This window comes from Streptomyces sp. NPDC111507, from assembly GCF_055638955.1.
Genome location: NZ_JBVKBU010000021.1, coordinates 136,639 through 161,618, shown reverse-complemented (window position 1 = coordinate 161,618; position 24,980 = coordinate 136,639). Strand labels below are relative to the sequence as shown.

Here is a 24,980-nt window from a genome sequence, read left to right as displayed (position 1 = left end):
AGCGCGAAGTCGGTACGGATCCCGTGTTCCAGCACGTACTCGGTGCCGTCGAACTCGCGCACCTCCTTCGGCGGCGACGCCAGCGCCACCCCGCCCGAGCCGTCGTAGCGCCAGGGCAGGCCGCCGTCCGCGACCTGGGTGCCGACCCCGGCCGGGGTGAAGAAGGCGGGGATCCCCGCACCACCCGCACGCAACCGCTCCGCGAGCGTGCCCTGCGGGATCATCTCCACCTCCAGCTCACCCGCCAGATACTGCCGCGCGAACTCCTTGTTCGCCCCGATGTAGGAGCCGGTCACCCGCGCGATCCGCCCGGCGGACAGCAGCACCGCGAGCCCGGACTCCATCGCCCCGCAGTTGTTGGACACCACGCCCAGACCGCCGACTCCGCGCGCGTACAGCGCCTCGATCAGCACGTTCGGCACACCGCTCAGCCCGAAACCGCCGACCGCCAGGGTCGCGCCGTCCGGCACATCGGCCACCGCCTCCAGGGCTGTGGCGACCACCTTGTCCATCCGTGAAGCCCCATCTCTTCCAAGCGTCCAGACCCTCAATTACTCAGGGCACTGATTATTTCTGCGAGGTTTCACTTACGCTGCCACCAGTGGCCCGTGTCGTCAAGACTTCCATGAGATTGGCGGGTGCGAGGCCGTTAGCGCGCTGGTACGCATCCCGGTGATGCGCGGTATCGTTCAGTGCACCAACGAAATGACGGACTCACCCAGGGGGAGCGCACATGGCTGCGGTGGACCTCACCACCCACCCCGGGCACCTCGCCCGGCGACTCCAGCAGGCTCACTATCTGCTGTGGAACACGATGGTCTCCGAGGAGATCACCTCACCGCAGTTCGCGGTCCTGAACGCGCTGGTCGCGGAGCCGGGACTGGATCAACGCACGGTGGGGGAGCGAGTGGGCCTGGACCGGTCGACCATCGCCGAGGTCATCAGCCGGCTCAGTCGCCGGGGCCTGCTCGACAAGGTGCGCGATCCGCAGGACGGCCGCCGCTTCCTGCTGCGTCTCACCGACGAGGGGACGCGTACGCACCGCAAGCTGACCGTGCGCACGGCGCGTATGAACCAAGTCTTCCTGGCCCCGCTCTCCGCCGAGGAGCAGTCCGTCTTCTTCGACCTCATCCAGCGTGTCTCGGACGCCGCGGAGGGGCTGCGCAACCCGACGGAACCCCTCACCACGCAACGCCAGGGGGTCCTTCGCCAGGCGACGCCGGGCGAAAACATCTGACAGATCACGGTCAGGAGCGCTAGGCTCCCCGCGATGATGACTCACTCTGTCGGCAGAATGGGGGTCCCGTCCGCGCAAGGTGAGTGCTGATGCTCACTCGGACCGCGAATGGGGATTCCCGCCTTTCCTTCTGGCTGCCCGTGCGAGAGTTCGCCGTGCCGCCCGCCATGATCGAGACTGCGACCGCCCGCCGCCGTGCCGGGGACTGGGCGGGGGCGTGCGCCGCCGCAGGCATCGATGTCGATCTCAACCTGCGTTCCGTGGCGCGCACTTACGGCCACGACCTCGCCGCCAGGGTCCGGGGCGATCTCCGCCATCTGGCTCCCGACCTGCTGCGCTGGCACATGCCGAGGATCGCTCCGCACGGACTGCTGCGCCCGGGTCTGACCATCGCCCTGGCTCGGTACGACGCCCAAGGGCGTGACGGCGTAGGCCCGGTGCACCTCGTCGTGCGGACTCCACCGGCCTGGGCGGACGGCGGTCAGCGGATCAGCCTCGCCCTGTGGGCGGCGCCGCAGGCCGGACTCCGCGACGGATCGCACGACGGATCCCCCTTCGAGGCCGGTGTCCGCCGGCATCCGCACCCCCGTCCCAGCCGCCGCTTCCGCCTCGACCTGCACCGCCATCTGTGGGACGCGCGCAGGACCGATGAGCTGCGCGTGCGGTCCGGGGCCGACCTGGCGCCCGACGACGTCCGCCCCGAGAACCCGGATCCGCCGGGAATCGGGCTGCGGGGGCGCGGGTGTGCAGTGGATCGCTGGGCGGCCGAGGCGGGGATGGTGCTCCAGGCCCAGGCCCAGGCCCAGGCCCAGGGGCGGACGGCCGGTACCGTCGTCGTGCGGCTCGGGGCCCGGGACCGGCTGGTCCTGGACGTGGTCGCGGACGGGGACGGCGTCGGGCCGCCGGGTGTGCGGATCGCGGCGGCGCCCACGGACGGCAGCGTCTGCGCGCTGCCCGTTCTGCCCGACGCGGCCACCTGGCTGCTGCCCGACCTGGAACTGATCCGCACCGGTTCGATCGAGGTCGATCGGCTGCATCCGCTGGTCGCCTCGGCACTGGTACCGGATCACTCGCCGACCGCTTCCTCCTCGGCGGGGGAGTATGCCCCGGCCGGTCCCTCCCGGACACCGGGCCGGGCCGGGCAGCCACGCCTCGTGGACTGCCGGGGAGCCCAGCACCGTATCGGCCTGGTCGACGGGGTGCTGGCGCCGCTGGACCATGATCCGGCCGAGATCCGCCGGGAGGAACTGCTGGTCGCGCTGACCGGTACGCCGCTTCCCTGCCTGCGGGCCATCGACGAGGCGCACCGCCGTCCGGACTGCCTCACCGGTGTCCGCGAACGCCTGATCCATGGTGACACCGCCGGTGCGCTGGACGTCGTCGAGGGCCTGCTGGGTCCGGACGCGGTGCTGCGCAGCGGCCCACTGCGGGACGAACTCGAGGCGGCCGCGCTACGGCGGATCACGTACGGCCTGTTCAGGGCGGGCATGACCGGCCCCGGCCCCGGATCCGGCCGCCTGCTCCCCGGCTCCGACCGCCCCCGTGGGTACCGAGCGCACCCGCGCCACACGACCGCTCGCTGACCCGGGGGCGTCCGCCCCCCTGCGCCCGCCTGGCCACCCAGCGCACCCGCCAAGCGCACCCACCCACTCGTTCCCCAACGACCTAAAGGTGATGAGATATGCCCACATGTACACCATTCGTTGCGACCGACACTCCTGCCGACCCGGCCCCCGCCTCTCAGATCGACGTAGCCGGCGCGTTGCTGGCGCTGCTGCGTGACGCCGGCACCGAACCGCGCCCCGACATCCAGCTGGAGGCACTGACGCTGGCCGTGGCCGCCGACCTGCCCGTGCTCCTGTGGGGTGAGCCGGGGATCGGCAAGACCGCGGCCCTGACCCAGCTCGCCGCGGCCCTGGACCTTCCGCTGACCACCGTGATCGCCAGCGTGCACGAGCCGTCCGACTTCTCGGGACTGCCCATCGTCGGCGACGACCCCGCGCAGCAGGGTGTCCCGATGGCCCCGCCGGACTGGGCGGTGCGACTGGTACGGGCGGGCCGCGGGCTGCTGTTCCTGGACGAGCTGTCCACCGCGCCACCGGCCGTCCAGGCCGCCCTGCTCCGCCTCGTCCTGGAGCGGCGGATCGGCGCCCTTCAACTGCCGCCCGAGGTCCGGATCGTGGCTGCCGCCAATCCGCGGTCCTCGGCCGCCGACGGCTGGGAGCTGAGCCCGCCGCTGGCCAACCGGTTCGTGCATCTTCAGTGGACCCACGACCACGAGGTCGTGGTGCGCGGCCTCGGGGGGACATGGCCGCGGGCGACACTGCCCCGGCTCGACCCGGGGCGGTTGCCGGAAGCCGTGGACTTCGCCCGGCGCGCGGTGTGCGGGCTCCTCTCCGCCCGCCCCGCACTCGTGCACCGGCTGCCGAGCAACGAAACACGCCGGGGCGGTCCCTGGCCGTCGCCCCGGAGCTGGGAGATGACCCTGGGTCTCGTCGCCTTCGCCACCGCGGCCGGCTCCTCCCGAGAAGTGCTTTCCCTGCTGGTCAGGGGCACGGTGGGGGACGGTCCCGGGCTGGAACTGCTGGCAAGCCTGGACCGGATGGACCTCCCGGACCCCGAGACACTGCTCGCCGACCCGGCGGGTGCCGACCTGCCCGAGCGGGGGGATCTCCGCCAAGCCGTGCTCGACGGTGTGGTGGCCGCGGTCCGCGGGCGTCCGGAGAAGTCCCGTTGGGACGCGGCATGGGCGCTCCTGGTGCGGGCGCTGGAGACCGGAGCCCCGGACCTGGTGGTCGTCCCGGCGACCACACTCGCCTCGCTGCGCCAGGAGGACTGGGACGTTCCGGCAGCGATCGAGCGGCTTGCCGGCGCGGTGTCCCTGTCCCGGCGGGCGGACCGGGCGGCGGTCCGGACGGCCGCCGCGAAGGCCGGACGATGACCGCGCCCGCACCGGGGACACTGGACCTCGACAAGCTCTTCGCCGCCCGGCTGCACGCCGCCCGGGTCCGGCCCTACCTGGCCACAGCACTGTTCGCCCTGCACACCGTGGAGTCGCGGCGCGTGCCGACGATGGCCGTCGACCGGCACTGGCGCTGTTACGCCTCGCCGGCGTTCGTGGACCGGACCCCGGTGGAGGAACTGGCCGGGGTGTGGGTGCACGAGGTGTCGCACCTCCTGCGCGACCACCACGGGCGCGGGGACAGGGTCGCGCGGGAGCGCGGACTGACCGGCCCGGGGGAACGGCTGCGGATGAACATCGCCGCGGACTGCGAGATCAACGACGACGCGTTCGGCGACGGACTGCTCCGGCCCGAAGGCGTCGTCACGCCAGGGTTCTTGAAGCTGCCCGAGGGACAGCTCATGGAGGACTACCTGCGCCAGTTCCGACTCGGGGCGCTCACCCAGAGCCTGGCCTGGCTGGACTGCGGAAGCGGCGCCGACGGACTCGAACGGGAGTGGGACCTCGGCCCGGACGGCGCGCACGGCCTCAGCCCGCAGGAACGGGACGCGGTGCGGTTCCGGGTGGCGCAGGGCATCACCGCCCGCCCGGGAGACACCCCGAACGGGTGGCGGCGGTGGGCGGACGAAGCGTTCCACCCGCCGCAGCCTTGGCGCGAGTTGCTGGGCGCGGCGGTCCGCTCGGCGGCCTCCAGCTCCGGCGTGGGAGAGGACTACACGTACGGCCGGCCGTCGCGGCGCTCGGCCGGGGTGCCCCGCGCCGTGCTGCCGAGCCTGCGACGCAGGCCGCCACGGGTCTGCGTGGTCATCGACACCTCCGGGTCGGTCAGTGACGCCGAACTGGGCAGCGCGCTCCTCGAGGTCACCGCCATCTCCCGCGCCGTGGGCGGCCGCCGCGACCTGGTCACCGTGGTGCCCTGCGACGCGGCGGCCCCGATCGCGCACCCGTTGTGCCGTGCCGAGGGGATACCGCTGGTGGGCGGCGGGGGTACGGACCTGCGCACGGGCTTCGCCAAGGCGCTCAGGGTGCAGCCCCGGCCGGACGTCGTCGTGGTCCTGACGGACGGGCAGACGCCGTGGCCGGACCGGCCACCATGCCGGACGGTGGTGGGTCTGTTCCCCCGGGAGCGGGCAGCCGGGTCGGGGGACGAGGACGATCCCGACTACGCACCGGACGCACCGCCCCCGTGGGCACGAGTGGTAGTCATCGGGTAGCCCCGCCGCGGTCACGGATTCGTCGTCACGGCTCAGCCGTCATGGCTTCGTCGTCATGCCTTGGCGAGGACCACCCACACCTGCCCTTTCGCGAAGTTCATCGGCGCGCCGTCGGTGGTCGTGAAGTCCGTGCCGTCGCCGGCGGTCGGGCGCTTCCAGTCGACGTCGAAGACCTTGCCGTCGCGCAGTACCTTCGCCGTCCCCGAGCCCACCGTCTCCGTGTACGGCGTGTTGTTGCCGAGGACGTCGTGGTACTTGGAGTTGCGCACCTTCACGTACTGCACGACCACGGTCGCGGGCGCCACCCGCTTCCCGTCCGAAGTCACCGTCGGTGTCCCGCCCATCGACACGAGCCAGCGGTGCTTGCTCGCCGACCAGGCGAAGGTGAAGCGGGCCGAGGGGAAGCGCACCGTGCGCGAGGTCTCCGGGCTGCCGCCCGCCGGGGCGGCACCGAAGTGGAACCCGGTGGTGAGGGCGGCGGCCCCCGGCGCGGAGCGCATGAGCTGCTTCGGGTGCAGAAAGAGGTTGTGGGGGGCGACCTTGGAGGCACTGCGGTAGTACGCGCTGGAGCCCTGATCGGCCGACACCGCATGCACGGGTGCCTTGGCGATGACCGGCAGCAGCTTGTGCTGGGCACCCGAGAAGGCGAGCGTCGGCATGTCGAACTGGCGCAGCAGCTCCAGGTCCGACTCGCGCGCACTGCGCACCGGCCCGACAGCCTGGGGCAACTTGCTCGCGTAGATGGCCATCAGCCGGCTCAGACCACCCTCGACCTGCTCCGCGTAGACGACATCCGCCGCGTCGAGACCCGTCTGAGGGCGCGCCGCGCTCACATTGTCGATCTTCACGGCGAGCACGGGACCGGCGCCGACGGTACTGGAAGGACTCTGCGTCGGCCCCGTCTCCTGCCCTTGGCTGTGGCTCGGTGCCGGGGCGCGTCCGTCGTCGGTGGCGCTGCTGCCCGAGGAGCAGCCCGTCATCAAAGAGCCCGCCGCGACGACGGTCAGCAGTGCCGCCGTCATCGCGCCGCACCGCGTCCGCGCCATCTGTCGCATGCTCAACGTGCCACCCTGTCCCGTGCCATCGATTGTGCGCTCATAGGTTCATCGGTGGCCATACCCGCTCACTTCTGTTCGCGCGCGTCGAGTTGGGCGGATCAGCCCCCTTGTTGGACCGATCGGGCCGCGGGTCGGTTGTGCGGGTGACAGCGTCAGTTCTGCGGGCCGAGGATCTCCGCGAGGTCGTACCCGACCGGCTCGTCCAACTGGCTGTACGTGCAGCTCTCCGCGGTCCGGTCCGGGCGCCAGCGGCGGAAGCGGGCCGTGTGACGGAACCGCACGCCGTTCTCCATGTGGTCGTACGCCACCTCCGCCACGCGCTCGGGCCGCAGCGGCACCCAGGAGAAGTCCTTCGTCGTCGACCACCGGCTGGGCGCGCCCGGCAGCCGCGCGGACTCGTGCGCCGATTCCTGCGACCAGGCCGCCCAGGGATGCCGCTCGACGTCCTCCATGCGCAGCGGCTCCAGCTCCTCCACCAGCTCTGCCCGCTGTTTCATCGGGAAGGCGGCGCTCACCCCCACGTGCTGGAGGATGCCCTCGTCGTCGTACAGACCGAGCAGCAGGGAACCGACGACGGGCCCGCTCTTGTGGAGGCGGTACCCCGCGACGACGACGTCCGCGGTGCGCTCGTGCTTGATCTTGAACATGGCCCGCTCGTCCTGCCGGTAGCGCAGGTTGAGCGGCTTGGCGATGACCCCGTCGAGGCCCGCGCCCTCGTACTGCTCGAACCACCGCTCCGCCACCTCGCGGTCCGTGGTCGCCGGTGCCACGTGAACCGGGGCCGTCACCCCCGACAGCGCCATCGTCAGCAGGGCCCGCCGGTCGCCGAGGGTCACGTCGAGCAGAGACTCGTCGGCCAGTGCCAGCAGATCGAAGGCCACGAAGGAGGCGGGAGTCTTCTCCGCCAGCATCCGCACCCGGGAGTCCGCGGGATGGATACGCTCGGTGAGCGCGTCGAAGTCGAGCCGTCCCTCCCTGGCGATCACGATCTCGCCGTCCATCACACAGCGCTCCGGCAGCCGCTCCCGCAACGCCGCCACCAGCTCGGGAAAGTACCTGGTCAGCGTCTTGCCGGTACGACTGCCGAGCTCGACCTCGTCGCCGTCGCGGAACACGATCGCGCGGAACCCGTCCCACTTCGCCTCGTACTGCATGTCCGGCGGGATCTTCGCCACGGACTTGGCGAGCATCGGCTTCACAGGCGGCATCACCGGCAGATCCATGCTTCGATTCTGCGGCGACACGATGTCTTTCGCCCGGTGTGCGAGCTGTGCGGGCTGGGCCTACCGTGGCTCGCATGGCCGATGCGGTGGAACTCGACGCAACCGGGAGGACCGTACGTCTGTCCAGCCCGGGCAGGATCTTCTTTCCGGAGCGCGGCTTCACGAAGCTGGACCTCGCCCAGTACTACCTGTCCGTCGGCGAGGGCATCCTGCGCGCCCTGCGCGACCGCCCCACCACCCTGGAGCGGTACCCGGAGGGTGTCACGGGCGAGAACTTCTTCCAGAAGCGGGCGCCCAAGAACATGCCCGACTGGATCCCGACCGCGCACATCACCTTCCCCAGCGGGCGCACCGCCGACGAGATGTGCCCCACCGAGGTCGCGGCCGTGGTGTGGGCCGCGCAGTACGGCACCCTCACCTTCCACCCGTGGCCGGTGCGCCGCGACGACGTCGACCACCCCGACGAGCTCCGCATCGACCTCGACCCACAGCCCGGCACGGACTACGAGGACGCCGTGCGCGCCGCCCATGAGCTGCGCGAGGTCCTGCACGAGTACGGCGATCTGCGCGGCTGGCCCAAGACCTCCGGCGGCCGAGGGCTGCACGTCTTCGTCCCGATCGCGCCGCGCTGGACCTTCACCCAGGTCCGCCGGGCCGCGATCGCCGCCGGGCGCGAACTCGAACGCCGGATGCCCGACCAGGTGACCACCGCCTGGTGGAAGGAGGAACGCGGCGAGAAGATCTTCGTCGACTACAACCAGACCGCGCGGGACCGCACGATCGCCTCCGCCTATTCGGTACGGCCACGCCCGTACGCCCCCGTCTCCGCGCCCCTGCGCTGGGACGAGGTGGCCGAAGCGCGCCCCCGGGACTTCGACCTGGCGACCATGCCCAAGCGCTTCGCCGAACTCGGCGACGTGCACGCCGACATGGACGACCACGCCTTCTCCCTCGAAGCGCTCCTGGAGCTGGCCAGCCGTGACGAACACGACCACGGCCTCGGGGACCTGCCGTATCCCCCCGAGTACCCGAAGATGCCGGGCGAGCCCAAACGGGTACAACCGAGCCGGGCCAAGCGCGAGGACGGCTAAGCGCTCGGCTGGAAGTGCGGGGAGGTGCCGTCGATCGTCTGCGGCTCCATCGTGGCCGGTCGCGCAGTTCCCCGCGCCCCCTCAGGGCGCCGCCGAACCGCAGCGGACTTCGCCCGACCCGCTTAGGGCCTCCTGATCACGCCGGCGGTCCCGCAGCGACGGGGTGGACGTCGGTCGGGGAGCGCTCTCAACGCGTGCTGCCCGGGGCTATCCTTCTTGGCAACCGCCGAGGAGGAGCCCTGAGGTGACCGAGACAGCGTCGCGCCCCACGCTGGAGGCCGTGGCCGCGCGAGCCGGGGTCTCACGGGCCACCGCCTCACGCGTCGTCAACGGCGGCGACGGAGTGCGCGAACCGCTCGTCGAGCGCGTCAGACGGGCCGTCGAGGAGCTCGGTTACGTCCCCAACCAGGCCGCCCGCAGCCTGGTCACCCGGCGCCACGACGCCGTCGCCGTCGTCATCGCCGAACCGGAGACCAGGGTTTTCGCCGACCCCTTCTTCGCCCTCCAGCTCCGTGGCATCAGCAAGGAGCTGACCGCACACGACTCGCAGCTCGTCCTGCTGCTCACCGAGGGCCGCGACGACCACGCGCGCGTCGGCCGGTATCTCGCCGGCGGCCATGTCGACGGCGCGCTCGTCTTCTCGCTGCACCTCGACGACCCGCTGCCGGAGCTCATCCACGGCGCGGGCATGCCGACCGTGTTCGGCGGGCGACCCGGCTGGGGCGACGGCGCGCGGCGGGCCGTCTACGTCGACAGCGACAACCGGGGCGGCGCTCGCGAGGCCGTACGCCATCTCGTCGGACTCGGCCGCACCCGCGTCGCGCACATCACCGGCGCCCTCGACCAGACCTCCGCCGTCGACCGGCTCGACGGCTTCCGGGACGTCATGGGCGACGCCGATCCGGGGCTCGTCGTCGAGGGCGACTTCACGCCCGCGGGCGGCGAGCGTGCGATGCGGGAGCTGCTGGAGCGCTGCCCGGACGTCGACGCGGTGTTCGCGGCGAACGACCTGACGGCCTCGGGAGCCCTGCGGGTGCTGCGCGAGCGGGGGCGGCGGGTGCCGGACGACGTCGCCGTGATCGGGTTCGACGACATGCTGCCGGTCGCTGAACAGACGGACCCACCCCTCACGACGGTCCGTCAGGACATAGAGGAAATGGGCCGGTTGATGGCCCGACTGCTGCTGCGGGACCTCGATCGCCGGGCGGGCAGGCAGGGGGCGGACGGTGGCCCGGCCGGCGTGGTGCTGCCGACGACGTTGGTGCGACGGGTTTCCGCGTAGGACCGTTCCCGTGGTGCGCCCGCCCGCTCCGGTTCGCGTCCCTTCGCCTACTTCAGTCCCGGTGCGGGCCCAAGTTGCCGAGGAACGTGCCGAGTTGGGGCGGGGTGAACGACGGCTCGGGCAGTGGGGCGGCGGCGGGGGAGGCGCGCAGTCCGTCGAGGAGGAGGGCGAGGGGGCGGCGCCAGGCGTCCGGGGCGGTGCTCGTGAGGGCCGGGACGGCGCGGCCGAGTACGGCAAGCGCCACGAGGAGGTCCTCGGTGGTGAGATCGTCGCGGACCGTGCCCTGTTCGCGGCCGCGGCGCAGGAGCACCTCCACCGTCTCCCGGTTGTGGGCGTGCACGGAGTCGAGGGAGTGGACGCCCTCCAGATGGGTGGTCATCAGATCGTTGGCGCCGCGGTCGGTGGCGAGGCCCTCGAAGACCTCTTCGACATATCCCAGCAGACCCGCCCAGGCGTCCTCGGCGGTCCGGGCCCGGTCTCCGGCGTCCATGGTCTGCGTGAGCGAGTCGCTGAAGACCGCGTCGACCAGCGCGGCGCGGCTGGGGAAGTGCCGGTAGAGCGTGGCGTTTCCGACACCGGCCCGGCGTGCGATCACATCGAGCGGCGCGTCCAGGCCCTGCGCGGCGAACACCTCGCGAGCCGCCTCGACCAGCAGCTCGCGGTTGCGCCGCGCGTCGCGACGCCGCACCGGATCGGGCCCGTTCACGTCGACCTTCATCATGTCGCCTCTCGGAAGTTCCGGGGAGCGCTCCCCGGAACTGATGGTAGCGTCGAACCGAGAAATGGGGAGTGATCCCCGTTTTTCGGGCGGAGTGCAGCGGATTTCCGGGCGGAGGGCAGCGGACCAGGGCGCGGCTGAAGGCGGACCAGGGCAGGAGTGAAGAGGGGGCCGGTGGGGCCCACGTGCAGGAGTCTCACCGGCCCCGCTCGTACGCTCAGCTCTCCCGCGTCGCGCTCTTGATGACCGCGAAGCGCGCCCCGTACGGGTCGGCGAGCTTCGCCATGCGGCCGACGCCCTCCAGGTCCGTGGCGGGCATACGGACCGTGCCGCCCAGCTCCTGGGCCTTGCTGACGGTGGCGTCCGTGTCGGTGACCTCGAAGTACGGCAGCCAGTACGCGCCCGACTGGGCCTCGGTCGGGTCGTCGGCCAGCGGGACGACGCCGCCGAACATGTCCGTCTCCTCCGCCCCGGCGGGGTTGATGCAGGTGTACGTGCCGCCGGGGAACGCAGCGGCCGAGGTCTCCCAGCCGAACACGGAGTTGTAGAACGCGGCGGCCGCCGGCTCGTCCGGGGTGTAGAGCTCGACCCAGCACAGCGAACCCGGGTCACCCGCCACGTCGATGCCCTTGTTCAGGCCCGGCTGCCAGATGCCGAAGGACACACCCGCCTCGTCCGCGAGAATCGCCATGTGGCCCTGGCCCATGACGTCCATGGGCTGGAAGAGCACGCTGCCGCCGGCCTGCTCGGCCGCCTTGGCCGTGGCCTGCGCGTCGGGGCTCTGGAAGTACACCGTCCAGGAGGGCGGGCCCTGTTCCTCGGTGGTCTGCATACCGCCCGCGGCGGTCTTTCCGGCGAGCTGGAAGAAACCGTAGCCGCCGGCGTCGGGGCCTGCCGACTGGAACTGCCAGCCGAAGAGGCCGCCATAGAAGGATGAGGCGCCTTCGATGTCGGGGGTGCCGACATCGAGCCAGTTCGGAGCGCCGGTGACAAAACGGGTGGTGAGCATGTTGTGCCCTCCTTTTGAGGGGTCCCGTTGCCTGTAGTGCCGAGTCTGGCACCGCCCACTGACAATCGCTGCCAGGACTCCCACCGCGGGCAGGAGAGACCATGGTGATTACGCTGGGTGATCAGTTATGGTTGTTTTGTTTTCATACTGTGCGGCGAGCCGCCTGGTACCTCGGTACGTGGCGTTGATCTCGCGTTGATCGAACGTTTTTCGCGGCGCGGCACGATTCTCGTCATGCACACCGACACCATGACCCCGGCCGACTCCGCCTGGCAGGAGCAGGCGTTGTGCGCGCAGACCGGGGCCGATTTCTTCTTTCCCGAGCCGGGCAGCTCGGTGCGTGAGGCAAAGCGCATCTGCGGGATGTGCGAGATGCGCTCCGCCTGCCTCGAGTACGCGCTGAACAACGACGAACGCTTCGGCGTCTGGGGCGGCCTGTCCGAGAAGGAACGGCTGAGCCTCCGGCGCGCGGACCAGAACTGACCCCTACGACGCCGAAACGGCCCCCGACGACGCCGGGCCCCGCGCCGGACGCCGTGAACAGCCGCGTCCGGGCGGCGCCTTGCCCCGGTCCGGAGCCCTGCCGTCATTCGGTGGGGCGATCCGGTGGCGGTGGCTGGGATCGCCGCGGCGCACCCGGGCGTAGAGCAGAGGCGGACTCGCCGCCTTGGCAAGGCGGATACGCCGGTTCGAATCCAGCCGCCCCGCCCCCTGCCCCTCAGGTTTCCCGACGATCACCCCGGCCCGCCGGAGCACACCCGGAAACCAGTACGCCACGCGCGCTCCGGCAGGCACAATCCCCGCATGGATCGCACCCCGCAGCGGCACGCCGACAGTCTGCTCAACGCCCTCGACCCGCTGCCCTTCCCCCAGCGCATGCGTGAACTCGCCCTGCGGGTGAAGGAGCAGGCCCCGCTGCGACCCGTGCTGGAAGAACTCGAATCCCGCGGACCCTACGAACGGGGGATCGCCGTCGTCGCGGCCGCCGTCGGCCGCGACGCCGAGTGGATCGCGGACCGCATCGCCGACCCGGACGCCTTCGTGCGCGGACACGCCCTCCGGGTCGCGGACAGCCTCCAAGTGCCCGACTCCGCCTACGAGTCGGCGCTCGACGACGCCCCGGAGGCGGTCCGCAGGGAGCTGTTGCGCGCGATCGTCGCGGGACGGCGCACGGCACTGGCCGACCGGCTGCTGCCGGGGCTGCGGCGGGACTGGGGCGACGCCGAGGCGGCCCGTCTGCTGCCGGGCTGCGCGCCGGAGACGGTCGCCCGGCTGCTGCCCGGACTCTTCCACGCCGTCACCGGCTGGAAGACCCTCGCCAGGCGGCATCCCGGCACCCTTCTCGATGTCGCCGAAGGCGAGCTGGCGGCGCTCCCCGAGGCCCTGCGGGGCACCTGGTGGGGCCGGTACGTCCCGGGCGTGGCCGCCACGGTCGCGACGGAGCCCCTGCGCGTGCTCGACCTTCTCGTACGCTTCGGGCCCGCCACCCTGCCCCTCCCGCTGCACGACCACTTCCCGCGGTTCGCGGCGGCCGACCCGAGCCGGCTGCTGCGCCTGCTGCTCACCCCCACCGGTTTCGCCGCGCGCCGCTACCGCGCCCTGCGCCCCGCCGTGCTGCGCAGGCTGGCCCGTTCCGACGCGCCCGAACTCCTGGCATTCAGCAGGGCCTTGGCCGACTGGGGTGATCTCGCGCCGCTCGTGAAGGCGCTGCCGCCGGCGCGACGCCACGCCTTCTACCAGGCCGCACAGGAAGGCCGAGGAGCCGGACACGTCACCATCGACCCGATGATCCTCGCGATGCTGCCACGCAGCAGTGTCGCCGAAGAGGCCCGACGCATGGCGGCCGTCGCACGCGAGCACGGCGCCCCCTGGAACTCCCTGCTGCTCGCCGAGTCCTTCCTGCCCGTCGAGGAAGCACGCGAACGGCTGGTCCAGGCCACCCGCCGCCCGGCCGCCGAAGACCGCGCCGAGGCCTGGCCGTTGCTCATCCGCAACGCCGCCCGCTCCGGCGACCACACGGCCGTCACCTCCGTCCTGGAGGAGATGGGCCGGCTGCGCAACGAACACGACCCGGTGCGCTCGGCCGCGCTCGACGCACTGTCCAGGGTGCGGCCCGCGCTGTTCACCGAGGACGCCGAGCCGCACCTCGACCGCATCACCGCGGACGCCGTCGAGGCCCGCGACTCCTCGCCCGCCACCCGGGAGAACCTCAGCGACCTCGCCCTGTCCGTACTGCGCGAGCACGCGGCGGGCGGACAGCGCGAGCTGGTGAACTGGGCCCTGCGCACCCTGGTCCGGATCTCCGGCAACACCGGTGGCGCCGACCTCGGCCGTCTCGACACGACGCTGCGGCGCGGCCAGGAGCACCAGGTGTACGAGGCCCTGCGCCCCTGGATCGAGGCGGGTGCCGAAAAGGCCGACTACAGCCTCGCCTTCACGCTCGCCCGCGCGGTCGGGCGGCGAGCCGCCGGCATGCCCGAACTTCAGGAACTCCTCTGGCAGGCCATCCGGTACGGCAATGACGCGACCATGCGCCACGCGGTCGAACTGTGGCTCGAGCCGCCCGCGACCCGCGACGAACGGGTGGCCCGCATCCTCGCGTTCGAACCGTCCGCGGGCGCGCTGTGGCCGGTCCTGGGGGTCGTCACCCGGCACCGCACCGACCTGCTCGACCCGCTGCTCGCCGAGACCCCTCCGTACGGCCGCTTTCTGACCAAGGGCACCCCCTGGACCGTACCGGTGGACCGCGACGTACGGCGCTGGGTGCCACGCCAACAGCGCGCGGTGGCACGACAGTTGGCGGACAAGACCGAGGACGCCGCGCTGCCGCTCTTCGAGCGGTCCGCCGCCGTCGCGCAGGGCGCCCTCGTTCCCGGCAGCGGCACCGATCTCGTACGCCATTGGACCGGGTCCCCGGACGTACTGCTCGCCGAGGCGGCGCTCGCCGCACTCGCCCGTACGGACCGGCCCGCCGACGCGCTGCCCGAGCTGCTGGCGCACGCGGATGGCGAGCGGGCCCGGGTCGCCGTCTACGCAGCCACGCAGGCCTCCCGGTACGCGGCACCCTCGCTCCTGGCCGCGCAACTGCGCGCGGTGCTCTTCGCGCCGCGCGCCAAGGTGACCAGCCGCAAGGAGGCCGCCCGGCTCGCCGCCGTACGGCTCCCGATGCCACGGGCGGCGGCGCTGCTGACCGAGGCGTACGCGGCGCCGGGCACCCATGTCGACGTCCGCGCCGCCATCGTGGCCTTCGCGGGCGGCCTGCTCGCCGAGGAACCGGTCTGGGGACTGCTGCGCGACGCCGCGGGCGCCGAGCCGGTCCTGCGCACCGCGATCCTGCGCGTCACCCCGCTGGACCTGCCAGAGCCTCACCGCGAGCGGTACGCCGGACTGGTCCGCGAGGTGTCGTCCACCGACGATCCCGAGACCGCCACCCTGGCCTTTGACGCCCTGGCCCGCTGGGCGCCGTGGTCCCCCGAGTCGCCGACGGTCCTCGCCGACGCCGTCACCGATCTGACGGGGCGCGTCAGCTGGCGCGCGGCGGCCCATGGTCTGGTGACCGCGGCGACGGGCTCACCACGCGGCGGCCGGGGCCTGCAACAGGCGCTGCGGGCGTTGGCGGAGGCGGAGACGGCCGCGGCGACGGAGGAGATCGGCCGCGCCGATGCCGACGAGCGGCGCGACCGACCGGCCAGGCAGCGTGTCGACCACCTCGTCGTACGCCTCGCCCAGCAGGCCAGAACGGCCCCGGGACCCATCCGGCCGGCGGCCCTCGCCGCGGGCGAGCTGCTCGCCGGGTACGACGCCTTCGTACCGCAGGCGGCCGCGATCACGGCGTTCCACCTGGACCTGGACGGGGAACCGGGGGACCTGGAGCGCCTGGCCGCCCTCACCGAGGGACGCCCGGCGCTGGCCGCACGGACGGCCCGGGAGCTCGGGGAGCGACTGCGGCGGCAGGCACACGAGGGGGATCCCGACGTCCTGCTGGAGGTGGCGCGGCGGCTGGGTGCGCACGGCGGACACGGCGAGGGGCTGCTCGCGGCGGCCGTCACCGGCGCGATCGGCGCCCGCACGGGCTGGGCCGCGCCCTGGCGGGAGCGGCTGAGAGCACTGCGCCGTCACCCGGTGGCCGACGTGCGGGACGCGGCGCTGGACCAGGTGACGGCGTACGAGTGATGCGGCTTCGACCGGAGAAGGGGTCAGCCGGCGGCGCGCGCGGCCATCCGCGCCTTGCGGGCCGCGAGCTTCTCGTCGAACTTCGAGGCCTCCGCGTCCAGGCCGCCCATGAAGAAGCCGAGCTCCTCCTGGGCCTGCAGGCCCTCGGGGCCGAGGCCGTCCATCTCCAGGACCTTCAGGTGGCGCAGCACCGGCTGCAGCACGTCGTCGTGGTGGATGCGCATGTTGTAGACCTCGCCGATGGCCATCTGCGCGGCGGCGCGCTCGAAGCCGGGCATGCCGTGACCGGGCATCCGGAAGTCGACGATGACGTCGCGGACGGACTGCATGGCCAGGTCGGGGGCCAGCTCGAACGCGGCCTTGAGAAGGTTCCGGTAGAAGACCATGTGCAGGTTCTCGTCGGTCGCGATGCGCGCCAGCATGCGGTCGCAGACCGGGTCGCCCGACTGGTGACCGGTGTTGCGGTGCGAGACGCGGGTCGCGAGCTCCTGGAAGGCGACGTACGCGACCGTGTGCAGCATCGAGTGGCGGTTGTCCGACTCGAAGCCCTCGTTCATGTGCGCCATGCGGAACGCCTCGAGCTTGTCGGGGTCGACGGCGCGCGAGGCGAGCAGGTAGTCGCGCATCACGATGCCGTGTCGGCCCTCCTCGGCGGTCCAGCGGTGCACCCAGGTGCCCCAGGCGCCGTCACGGCCGAAGAGCGCGGCGATCTCGTGGTGGTAGCTCGGCAGGTTGTCCTCGGTCAGGAGGTTGACGACCAGCGCGATCCGGCCGATCTCCGTGACCTTGGACTGCCCCTTGTCCCAGGCCTCGCCGTCCTCGAAGAAGCCGGGGAAGTTCCGGGCGTCGCCGAACGGCACGTACTCGTGCGGCATCCAGTCCTTGGCCACCTTGAGGTGGCGGTTGAGCTCGGTCTCGACGACTTCTTCCAACGCGTAGAGCAGCCGAGCGTCGGTCCAGGCGGTGGACGGGCTGCCAAGGTGGGGAGAAGTGATCGTCACGGGTGCTCCAGGGGGACGTGAAAATACCGAGCGAGTTACCGAGGGTGTTGCCGGGTGTGTTACCGAGGGTGTCGCCGAGCGTGTTGCTCGGCGGGTCACCGAGCGGGAGACGAAACCTACGGCATCGTAGGCTACGTATCCGTAGGTTACGAAACCGTAGGTTAAGTTCGCTGTAAAGAGTGCCTGATCAGTGGGGGTCTCAGCAGCGAGCGGGCGTGCTCAGACGTACAACTCCCGAAGCCGTACCGAGAGGCATGTCACACACCCCTCGAGCTTCTCGAACTCGCTGATGTCCACGACAACCGGCTCGAGACCGAGGCCCGCGAGCAGCTCCGCCGTCTTCGGGGCGCTCGCCGCCATCAGCAGCTTCCCGCCGCCGAGCAGCACGACGTGCGCCCCGGACTCCTCCGGTACCGGCAGGAAGCGCGGGAACAGCGAAGGCGTGTCCACCAGGGGCTCATGGCCGATGACCGTCCCGTCGGGCAGCGCGGTGACCGCCGACTTCAGATGCAGCACCTTGTTCACGGGTACGGCCACGACTCGCGCCCCGAGCGGTTCGAGGGCCGCCCGCAGTTGCTGGACCCCGGCCGCGTTGGTGCGCCCGCCGCGGCCCACGTACACCGTGTCGCCGACCTTCAGGACGTCGCCGCCGTCCAGGGTGCCCGGTTCCCAGATCCAGTTCACCGAGCAGCCCAGCCGGGCCACGGCCTCCTCGACCCCGGCGGTCTCGGCGCGGCGGGACTCGGCGCCGGGGCGGGAGATCAGCGCGACATTGCGGAAGACGACCACAGCGTCCTCGATGAACACCGAGTCGGGGCAGTCGTCGGCCGGATCGACCTCGACGGTCTCCCAGCCGTGCGTGCGCAACGCCTCGGCGTACGCCTCCCACTGCTCGACGGCCAGGTCGACGTCCACCTTCTCGCGCTCGATGTGCGTCACCAGTCCCTCGGCGAGACGGGGACTGGGCCTGCGGATGAGGGCTTTCTGGCTGGGCACGTGCGGTCTCCGAATCGGCAGGGTGCATCGGCGCACATCATGCAGCGCCGTTCGCGCGCACAACAGCCCCCGACTCGGCACCCCCGGACCGGACGGCGGGCGGACCCGCGTCCGCATGGGACGCGGAGCGGTGCCCGGAGGCGACGTTAGTCAGCCTCCGGGCCCGGCGCTATGTCGGATACCCGACAGCTTCCGCCGTGGTTTCTTTCAGTTCTCCTCCTTCCAGCAACAGCCGGCGTGTGATTCCGATCGACTCCAGGAACGGCAGGTCATGGCTGGCGACGATCAGCGCGCCCTCGTAGGACTCGAGCGCCGTGGTGAGCTGGCGGACGCTCGCCAGGTCGAGGTTGTTGGTCGGCTCGTCGAGCATCAGGAGCTGCGGCGCGGGCTCGGCGAGCATCAGCGCCGCGAGCGCCGCCCGGAAGCGTTCGCCGCCGGAGAGCGTCGCCGCCCGCTGGTCGGCCTTCGCCCCCTTGAACAGGAAGCGGGCGAGCCGCGCCCGGACCCGGTTGTTCGTGGCGGCGGGCGCGAAGCGGGCCACGTTCTCGGCCACGGTCAGCTCCCCGTCGAGCACATCGAGTCGCTGGGGCAGGAACCGGAGCGGCACATGGGCCAGCGCCTGGCCGGACACGGCCTCCAGCTCCCCGGCGATCGTCCGCAGCAGCGTCGTCTTGCCCGCGCCGTTGCGCCCGATCAGCGCGATCCGCTCGGGCCCGCGCAGATCGAACACACCGTCCACGCGCGCGCCGTACCTCAGCTCCAGGTTCTCCAGCGTGAGCACGGTGCGGCCCGGCGGTACGGCCGTGTACGGCAGGTCGACACGGATCTCGTCGTCGTCCCGTACGGCCTCCACCGCGTCGTCGAGCCGGTCCTTCGCCTCGGCGAGCTTCTCCTCATGCATGATGCGGTGCTTGCCCGCCGACTCCTGGGCGGCCCGTTTGCGCGCACCCATGACGATCTTCGGCTCGCGCTTCTGCTCGAACATCTTCTGCCCGTAGCGCTTGCGACGTGCGAGCTTGACCTGCGCGTCGACCAGCTCGCGCTTCTGCTTCTTCAGATCGGACTCGGCGACGCGCACCATGCGCTCCGCCGCCTCCTGCTCGCCGGCGAGGACCTCCTCGTACGCGGAGAAGTTGCCCCCGTACCAGGTGACCTCGCCCGACCGCAGATCGGCGATCTGGTCGACCAGATCCAGCAGTTCGCGGTCGTGGCTGACCACGACCATGACCCCGGACCAGGCCTCGACGGCCGCGTACAGCCGCCTGCGCGCATACAGGTCGAGGTTGTTGGTGGGCTCGTCCAGCAGCAGGATGTCCGGCCGGCGCAGCAGCAGCGCGGCCAGGCGCAGCAGTACCGACTCGCCGCCCGAGACCTCGCCGATGGTGCGGTCCAGCTCGACGTGCCCGAGTCCGAGTTCGCCGAGCATGGCGAGCGCCCGCTCCTCGACGTCCCAGTCGTCGCCGACGACGTCGAAGTGCTCCTCGGCCGCGTCGCCCGCCTCGATGGCGTGCAGCGCGGCACGCGTGGCGGCGATGCCGAGCGCCTCGTCGACCCGCAGGGCGGTGTCGAGCGTGACGTTCTGCGGCAGATGGCCGACCTCGCCGGTGACGCGGATCGTGCCGTCGGCCGGGGCCAGTTCGCCCGCGATCAGCTTCAACAGGGTGGATTTCCCTGATCCGTTGACGCCGACGAGCCCGGTCCTGCCGGGGCCGAAGGCGATCTGAAGGTCGTCGAAGACGGTGGTTCCGTCAGGCCAGGCGAAGGAGAGGGAGGTGCAGCTGAGGGAGGTGGGGAAAGATGACATGAGGGCCTCGCGATTACTGGGTGCGGTCAGGGGCACGCGTTCGGGACACCGCGAGGTGACGACGATCCGGTCAGGAGGGTGGAAAGAAGGCCCCGTGATCCGGAGGACGGCTCATACGCCGAGGTCGCACGCTGCGCACACGGGGGCGACGAAAGCCCACTGTGTGACGCGGTGTCTCAGACCTCAGACGAGCAACGTCCTTCTCCGATCGACGACAACAGGACCGCTCTACACCGTAGGAACGGTCCTGAACGCTGTCAACGCATTAACGTGGCCCCGACCTCGACCCCGAAGGAGACGCCGTGCCCAACGGCTCGCTGTCGCTGCCCGCCCGGCTCTATCTGCTGGCCTGGGACACCACGAGGCTCAAGGTCACGGGGGCGACCCACCTCCACCACCTGGTGCGGGCCGGCGCCCTCACGGAGCTCGCCCAGCGCGGACTGCTCGCCGACGTGGACGGCATCGCCACACCGGTCGACGCCGACGCCCACACGGGGGACCTCGTGCTCGACGGACTCCTGGAACTGGTGGAGGAGTCCCGGCCCCGGAAGTGGAAGGCGTGGGTGACCCTGCGGGCGCGCGTCACCCTGGACGCGGTCCGCGCGCAGCTCGCCGCCGAGGGATACCTGCGGGCCGAGAAGAAACGGGTGCTCGGGCTCTTCCCGTCCGTGGAGTACGAGCTGGAGCGGGTGTCCGCGGTGGAGGCGCTGCGGGAGGAGGCGCGGATCGTGCTGGAGGGGCCCGTGCCCGTCGAGGAGGTCTCCGACCGCGACGCGGCCCTTGTCGCCCTCGCCGCCGCGGCCGAATTGCGCACGCTGGCGTCGGGCAAGGACCGCAAGCTGTACAAGCAGCGCATCGAGGAGCTGACCGACCGCAGCGGAGCCGCGGCACCGGCGCTGAAGAAGGTCATCCAGGAGGTGCGCACCGCGATCGTCGTGGCGGCCACGGCGGCATCGACGTCGGGCGCGGCAACGGGGGGCTGAGGCGCGCGGGAAGAGGCGGGGAACGGGCGGGGAAGGGGCGCGGGGGACACGTGAGCAACCCCCCGGCGGCCCGTACCCGGCCGTGCTCCCCCTCCCCACGCACATGTCGCATTCCTGCCAGCCCTCGCCCCGCCCCCGGTGATGGGATCGTCCCCATGACGAACCAGAACCCCACCCACGAAACCGCCCTCGCCTTCCGCGCCCTGCACATCCCCGGCCGCCCCCTCGTCCTCCCGAACGCCTGGGACACGGCGAGTGCGCGCCTGGTCGAGGAGGCGGGGACCGCCGCCGTGGCGACGACCAGTGCGGGGCTCGCCTGGGGCCTGGGAACGGCCGACGGGGACAGGCTGGACAGGGACCGGGCCCTCGGCGCGGTCGCTCGCATCGCTGCCGCGGTCCGGGTCCCGGTGAGCGCGGACATCGAGAGCGGCTACGCGAAGGACGCCGCTGGCGTCGGGGACACGATCCGCGCGGTGCTCGCGGCCGGCGCCGTGGGCGTGAACATCGAGGACGCGCTGTACGACGGCGAAGGTGACGATGGTGAGGGTGTCGGCGACGGAGGCCGTGGCCCGCTGCGTCCGGTCGCCGAGCAGGCGGAGCGTATCGCCGCGGCCCGTGCCGCAGCCGATGCGGCGGGTGTCCCGCTGTTCATCAACGCGCGCATCGACACCGTTCTGAGGAGAGCGGGAGGGGTCGAGGAGACCCTGGAGCGAGCCGCCGCCTTCCTCGCCGCCGGAGCCGACGGGATCTTCGTTCCCGGGGCCGTCGACCCGGGGACGGTCAAGTCGCTCGTGGCGGGTGTCGAGGGCCCGCTCAATGTGCTGGTCGGTCCCGGCGCACCGTCCGTCGCGGAGCTGGCCGCGCTCGGGGTCGCCCGGATCAGCACGGGCTCGAGCATCGCTGAGGCCGCGCACGCCGTGGTCCGCCGTGCCGCGCGGGAGCTGCTGAGCGCGGGGACCTACGACTCGCTGACCGGTGGACTCGACTACGCCGAGCTCAACACCCTGCTGGGCGGCGCTCGCTGAGGGCGGGGGCGTCGCTCAGCAGGTGCCCCGCATCAGCTCCTCCAGGTCGTGGTCCAGGTCGACCTGGAGATGCTCGAGTCCGACGGGCACCAGTTCGGTCGTCCGCTGGAGGAACTTCCGCACCTCGCCCGAGCGCACATGCACCACGGCGGTGCCCTCGGGGGCGTGGAACTCCAGAACGGTGCGGTCGTAGCCGTACGGCCGCACCCGTACGTCGCCGTACCCCACGGAGTCCTCCAGCCCGGACGCGAGCAGCTCGCGCGCGAATGTCCAGCAGACCTCCACGCCCTCCAGTGTGGCCGGGGCGGGGAAGGTCATACGGACGGCGAAGGGGTCGCTCCGGTCGTAGTGGAGCGTGGCGGGAATGCTCGGCATCCGCGGGGCGGCGGCGACGAGGCGGGCCTCTACGGGCTGCTCGATGACGGTGGACAACGCCTTGCTCCCTTGTGACGGCTGGACGAACTCCGGGCGGATGAGGCCGGGCAATGTATGAGACGACGGAATGAGTCATTCAGTGCACCTGAAACCCAAGTGACCTCTGTCACCGAGTTCATTCACCTCGGTGACACGTAGTGATCCATTTCTCGTTCCGACATGCCCGCGATACCGGAGAGGACACCAACCGGGGCCCCCGGGTTCCCACCGAGGGCATCTGGACGGCGCCCGGGGAGTGGGCTAGCTTCGCCCGCCATGAGGGGCTTGGGGAAGTCGAGACGTACGAGTCGGGCGGTCACCGTGGGACTGTGCGCGGCGGCGTTCGCCGCCGCGCTGACGGCGGCGCCCGCGCAGGCACACGAGGCGGGGAAGGCGGCCCACTGGGCGCTCAAGGACAGCGGCAGCGAGGTTCGTTTCCGCGGACTGTCGGCCGTCAGCCGGGACACCGCCTGGGTGGCCGGCGCCAAGGGCACCGTCCTGCGCACCACCGACGGCGGTGCGAGCTGGCGGAACGTCTCGCCGCCGGGCGCCGCCGACCTGGAGTTCCGCGACATCGAGGCGTTCGACGCGCGGCGCGCGGTGGTCCTCGCCATCGGTGAGGGCGAGGCCTCCCGGGTCTTCAGGACCGACGACGGCGGCGCGACCTGGACCGAGTCCTTCCGCAACACCGACGCGAAGGCCTTCTACGACTGCCTGACCTTCTTCGACCGGCGCCACGGCCTCGCGATGAGCGACCCCGTGGACGGCAGGTTCCGCATCCTGTCCACCAGCGACGGCGGACGGTCCTGGAAGGTGCTGCCCAGCGACGGCATGCCCGCCGCGCAGGACGGCGAGGCGGGCTTCGCCGCCAGTGGACAGTGCCTCGTGAGCGCGGGATCGCACGATGCCTGGCTGGCCACCGGCGGGGGCGCACACGCGCGTGTGCTGCATTCCACCGACCGCGGTCTGACCTGGAAGGCGGCCGAGACGCCGATCCCGGCGGGCGACCCGGCGCGTGGCGTCTTCGCCCTCGCCTTCCAGGACCGCGCCCACGGCCTCGCGGTCGGCGGCGACTACCGCGCCGACCAGCCCTCGCCCCAGGCGGCCGCACTCACCCCCGACGGCGGGCGCACCTGGACCCCCGCCGCCCAGCCGCCGCCGGCCTACCGCTCCGGTGTCGCCTGGCTCCCGCACAGCCGCACCTCCGCGCTCGCGGTCGGCCCGACCGGCACCGACCTCACGACCGACGGCGGCCGCAGCTGGCGCACCCTGGACACCGGCTCGTACGACACCGTGGACTGCACCCCCGACCTGGGCTGCTGGGCGTCCGGCGAGAAAGGCCGGGTGGCACGTCTGGAACGCTGACCGTCGCGTGCCCCGAGGCGAGCGGGGTACCCGTGTCGCCGACGCGCAAGCGAGCGATCGGCGACACGGAAGGAAGTGAGCCGCCATGCCCCGTGGTTCCAGCCCCAAGCGGGAACGCCAGTACGAGCACATCAAGGAGAGTGCTCTCGACCGGGGAGAGAGCAGGGAGCGCGCCGAGGAGATCGCCGCGCGCACCGTCAACAAGGAGCGCGCCCGGGCCGGCGAGTCGAAGACCGCGAGCCGCACGTCCACCGAGGACATCTCCTCCGGCAGGCGCGGCGGCCTGCGCTCCCACCAGGGCGCCCAGGGACCCACGTACGACCAGCTGTACGAGGAGGCCAAGCGCCGTGACATCCACGGCCGGTCGGACATGAACAAGGAGGAGCTGAGGCGCGCGCTGGGCGACAAGTGACCACCCCAAGGCCTCTTCCGACGCTGTGGGCCTAGGCTCGGCGGCACCATGAACACCTCGTTGAACACCGTACCGATTCCCGCGGGTTGGCCCGCGACCGAGGAGCAGGCCCGCGCCGTGCAGGACGAACTGCGGGGGCGCGTGGTGCTCGACGAGCCCGGGCCGCCGCCCGGCACCGGCAGAGTGACGGGCGTGGACGTGGCGTACGACGACGAGCGGGACGTCGTCGTGGCCGCGGCCGTCGTGCTCGACGCGGCGACCCTCGCCGTCGTCGCCGAGGCCACCGCCGTCGGACAGGTCTCCTTCCCCTACGTCCCCGGGCTGCTCGCCTTCCGCGAGATCCCGACCGTGCTGGCCGTGCTCGACGCGCTGCCGTGCCCGCCGGGTCTCGTGGTCTGCGACGGCTACGGGCTCGCCCACCCCCGCCGCTTCGGCCTCGCCAGCCACCTCGGCGTCCTCACCGGGCTCCCCACGATCGGGGTGGCCAAGAACCCGTTCACCTTCTCCTACGAGGAGCCCGGCGCCCGGCGCGGCAGCGCCTCCCCGCTGCTCGCGGGCGAACCGACGGGCCCGGAGGAGGTCGGTCGCGCCCTGCGCACCCAGGACGGCGTCAAGCCGGTCTTCGTCTCGGTCGGCCACCGGGTGAGCCTTGACAACGCCTGCGCGCACACCCTCGCGCTCACCCCGGAATACCGCCTCCCTGAGACCACCCGAAGCGCGGACTCCCTGTGCCGACGGGCCCTGAAGGAGGCAACTCCCTCAGGAGCCTCACCCGTTGACTGAGCAGGTGCCCTGAGTACGTGTTCTGAGTACCTGTACGGATGTGCGAGCGCCGTCATGATCGGCAGGCTGTTGCGCATGACGACGCACCGTTCCCCGAAGCCCGCCACCGGAGCCACCCAGCCCGTCGAGCGCACCGTGATGGCCGCGCTGGTCCTCTCCGTCCTCGCCGGGGTCGGCTGGATCGGCGGGATGATCTACACGGTGCTGGGCTGGCCGCTCTAGAGGGACGT

General features: G+C 72.0%; 23 protein-coding genes and 1 tRNA gene. 15 read left to right on the top strand and 9 right to left on the bottom strand.

Annotated elements, in window-relative coordinates:
- On the bottom strand, window positions 1-512 hold a 512-nt coding region (locus ACZ7M2_RS46475), incomplete at its 3' end, for a CoA transferase subunit A (protein WP_471600418.1).
- A gap of 221 nt (window positions 513-733) precedes the next feature.
- On the opposite strand from ACZ7M2_RS46475, the gene ACZ7M2_RS46470 reads away from it, so the two are divergent.
- The 4 genes from ACZ7M2_RS46470 to ACZ7M2_RS46455 all read left to right on the top strand — a co-directional run bounded on the left by ACZ7M2_RS46470 (window position 734) and on the right by ACZ7M2_RS46455 (window position 5,413).
- A complete protein-coding gene (locus ACZ7M2_RS46470; RefSeq protein WP_471600417.1) occupies window positions 734-1,237 on the top strand; it encodes a MarR family winged helix-turn-helix transcriptional regulator in 504 nt (167 codons plus the stop codon).
- A gap of 89 nt (window positions 1,238-1,326) precedes the next feature.
- Entirely contained in the window at window positions 1,327-2,820 is a 1,494-nt protein-coding gene (locus ACZ7M2_RS46465) for a hypothetical protein (RefSeq protein ID WP_471600416.1), read from the top strand.
- Window positions 2,821-2,918: 98 nt separating this feature from the next.
- Window positions 2,919-4,178 (top strand): AAA family ATPase, encoded by a 1,260-nt coding sequence (locus ACZ7M2_RS46460; RefSeq protein ID WP_352047701.1) that lies wholly within the window; start codon window positions 2,919-2,921, stop codon window positions 4,176-4,178.
- Window positions 4,175-5,413, top strand: a complete 1,239-nt coding sequence (locus ACZ7M2_RS46455; protein ID WP_471600415.1) for a vWA domain-containing protein — start codon at window positions 4,175-4,177, stop codon at window positions 5,411-5,413. The genes ACZ7M2_RS46460 and ACZ7M2_RS46455 overlap by 4 nt, the downstream gene beginning before the upstream one ends.
- Before the next feature lie 53 nt (window positions 5,414-5,466).
- On the opposite strand, the gene ACZ7M2_RS46450 is transcribed toward ACZ7M2_RS46455, so the two are convergent.
- Both ACZ7M2_RS46450 and ACZ7M2_RS46445 read right to left on the bottom strand, forming a co-directional pair.
- On the bottom strand, window positions 5,467-6,468 hold the full coding sequence (locus ACZ7M2_RS46450; protein WP_471600424.1) for a DUF3048 domain-containing protein: 1,002 nt from the start codon (window positions 6,466-6,468) through the stop codon (window positions 5,467-5,469).
- A 155-nt stretch (window positions 6,469-6,623) separates the two neighbouring features.
- On the bottom strand, window positions 6,624-7,694 hold the full coding sequence (locus ACZ7M2_RS46445) for an ATP-dependent DNA ligase (protein WP_471600414.1): 1,071 nt from the start codon (window positions 7,692-7,694) through the stop codon (window positions 6,624-6,626).
- A 74-nt stretch (window positions 7,695-7,768) separates the two neighbouring features.
- Between ACZ7M2_RS46445 and ligD the strand changes: the two genes are divergently transcribed.
- Both ligD and ACZ7M2_RS46435 read left to right on the top strand, forming a co-directional pair.
- Window positions 7,769-8,785, top strand: coding sequence for a non-homologous end-joining DNA ligase (gene ligD, locus ACZ7M2_RS46440; protein ID WP_471600413.1), 1,017 nt, complete (start codon window positions 7,769-7,771; stop codon window positions 8,783-8,785).
- A gap of 244 nt (window positions 8,786-9,029) precedes the next feature.
- Window positions 9,030-10,067 carry a LacI family DNA-binding transcriptional regulator gene (locus ACZ7M2_RS46435; RefSeq protein ID WP_471600412.1) on the top strand — a complete coding sequence of 346 codons (1,038 nt, stop codon included), beginning with the start codon at window positions 9,030-9,032 and terminating at the stop codon, window positions 10,065-10,067.
- A 52-nt stretch (window positions 10,068-10,119) separates the two neighbouring features.
- Here ACZ7M2_RS46435 and ACZ7M2_RS46430 read toward each other — a convergent pair whose 3' ends face one another.
- Both ACZ7M2_RS46430 and ACZ7M2_RS46425 read right to left on the bottom strand, forming a co-directional pair.
- Complete coding sequence (locus ACZ7M2_RS46430) at window positions 10,120-10,788, bottom strand: TetR/AcrR family transcriptional regulator (protein WP_471600411.1); 669 nt, start codon at window positions 10,786-10,788, stop codon at window positions 10,120-10,122.
- 214 nt (window positions 10,789-11,002) lie between these two features.
- Window positions 11,003-11,794: a VOC family protein gene (locus ACZ7M2_RS46425; protein ID WP_471600410.1), complete on the bottom strand. Its 792-nt coding sequence runs from the start codon at window positions 11,792-11,794 to the stop codon at window positions 11,003-11,005.
- Window positions 11,795-12,028: 234 nt separating this feature from the next.
- On the opposite strand from ACZ7M2_RS46425, the gene ACZ7M2_RS46420 reads away from it, so the two are divergent.
- From ACZ7M2_RS46420 to ACZ7M2_RS46410, 3 genes are all read left to right on the top strand, one after another.
- Window positions 12,029-12,277: a WhiB family transcriptional regulator gene (locus ACZ7M2_RS46420; protein ID WP_177324188.1), complete on the top strand. Its 249-nt coding sequence runs from the start codon at window positions 12,029-12,031 to the stop codon at window positions 12,275-12,277.
- Window positions 12,278-12,431: 154 nt separating this feature from the next.
- Window positions 12,432-12,503: transfer RNA gene (locus tag ACZ7M2_RS46415), tRNA-Ala, on the top strand.
- Window positions 12,504-12,598: 95 nt separating this feature from the next.
- Window positions 12,599-15,967, top strand: a complete 3,369-nt coding sequence (locus tag ACZ7M2_RS46410; RefSeq protein WP_471600409.1) for a hypothetical protein — start codon at window positions 12,599-12,601, stop codon at window positions 15,965-15,967.
- Window positions 15,968-15,990: 23 nt separating this feature from the next.
- Here the strand turns inward: ACZ7M2_RS46410 and ACZ7M2_RS46405 are convergent, their stop codons facing one another.
- The 3 genes from ACZ7M2_RS46405 to ACZ7M2_RS46395 form a co-directional block, all read right to left on the bottom strand.
- Complete coding sequence (locus ACZ7M2_RS46405) at window positions 15,991-16,968, bottom strand: acyl-ACP desaturase (protein WP_471600408.1); 978 nt, start codon at window positions 16,966-16,968, stop codon at window positions 15,991-15,993.
- A gap of 219 nt (window positions 16,969-17,187) precedes the next feature.
- Complete coding sequence (ddaH, locus tag ACZ7M2_RS46400) at window positions 17,188-17,964, bottom strand: dimethylargininase (protein ID WP_471600407.1); 777 nt, start codon at window positions 17,962-17,964, stop codon at window positions 17,188-17,190.
- Between the two features lie 169 nt (window positions 17,965-18,133).
- On the bottom strand, window positions 18,134-19,768 hold the full coding sequence (locus tag ACZ7M2_RS46395; RefSeq protein WP_471600406.1) for an ABC-F family ATP-binding cassette domain-containing protein: 1,635 nt from the start codon (window positions 19,766-19,768) through the stop codon (window positions 18,134-18,136).
- Window positions 19,769-20,070: 302 nt separating this feature from the next.
- On the opposite strand from ACZ7M2_RS46395, the gene ACZ7M2_RS46390 reads away from it, so the two are divergent.
- Window positions 20,071-20,751, top strand: a complete 681-nt coding sequence (locus ACZ7M2_RS46390) for a GOLPH3/VPS74 family protein (protein ID WP_471600405.1) — start codon at window positions 20,071-20,073, stop codon at window positions 20,749-20,751.
- A gap of 155 nt (window positions 20,752-20,906) precedes the next feature.
- Window positions 20,907-21,776: an isocitrate lyase/PEP mutase family protein gene (locus tag ACZ7M2_RS46385; protein WP_471600404.1), complete on the top strand. Its 870-nt coding sequence runs from the start codon at window positions 20,907-20,909 to the stop codon at window positions 21,774-21,776.
- Between the two features lie 15 nt (window positions 21,777-21,791).
- On the opposite strand, the gene ssgD is transcribed toward ACZ7M2_RS46385, so the two are convergent.
- Window positions 21,792-22,208 carry a spore wall synthesis regulator SsgD gene (gene ssgD, locus ACZ7M2_RS46380; RefSeq protein WP_471600403.1) on the bottom strand — a complete coding sequence of 139 codons (417 nt, stop codon included), beginning with the start codon at window positions 22,206-22,208 and terminating at the stop codon, window positions 21,792-21,794.
- A 258-nt stretch (window positions 22,209-22,466) separates the two neighbouring features.
- Between ssgD and ACZ7M2_RS46375 the strand changes: the two genes are divergently transcribed.
- The 4 genes from ACZ7M2_RS46375 to mmpA all read left to right on the top strand — a co-directional run bounded on the left by ACZ7M2_RS46375 (window position 22,467) and on the right by mmpA (window position 24,972).
- On the top strand, window positions 22,467-23,555 hold the full coding sequence (locus ACZ7M2_RS46375; RefSeq protein ID WP_471600402.1) for a WD40/YVTN/BNR-like repeat-containing protein: 1,089 nt from the start codon (window positions 22,467-22,469) through the stop codon (window positions 23,553-23,555).
- Window positions 23,556-23,640: 85 nt separating this feature from the next.
- A complete protein-coding gene (locus ACZ7M2_RS46370) occupies window positions 23,641-23,967 on the top strand; it encodes a plasmid stabilization protein (protein ID WP_067361390.1) in 327 nt (108 codons plus the stop codon).
- 48 nt (window positions 23,968-24,015) lie between these two features.
- Window positions 24,016-24,750, top strand: a complete 735-nt coding sequence (locus ACZ7M2_RS46365) for an endonuclease V (protein ID WP_471600401.1) — start codon at window positions 24,016-24,018, stop codon at window positions 24,748-24,750.
- A gap of 75 nt (window positions 24,751-24,825) precedes the next feature.
- The gene (mmpA, locus tag ACZ7M2_RS46360) at window positions 24,826-24,972 is read left to right on the top strand and encodes a morphogenic membrane protein MmpA (RefSeq protein WP_162489330.1); all 147 of its coding nucleotides are present in this window, start codon (window positions 24,826-24,828) and stop codon (window positions 24,970-24,972) included.
- The last annotated feature ends 8 nt before the right edge of the window (window positions 24,973-24,980 follow it).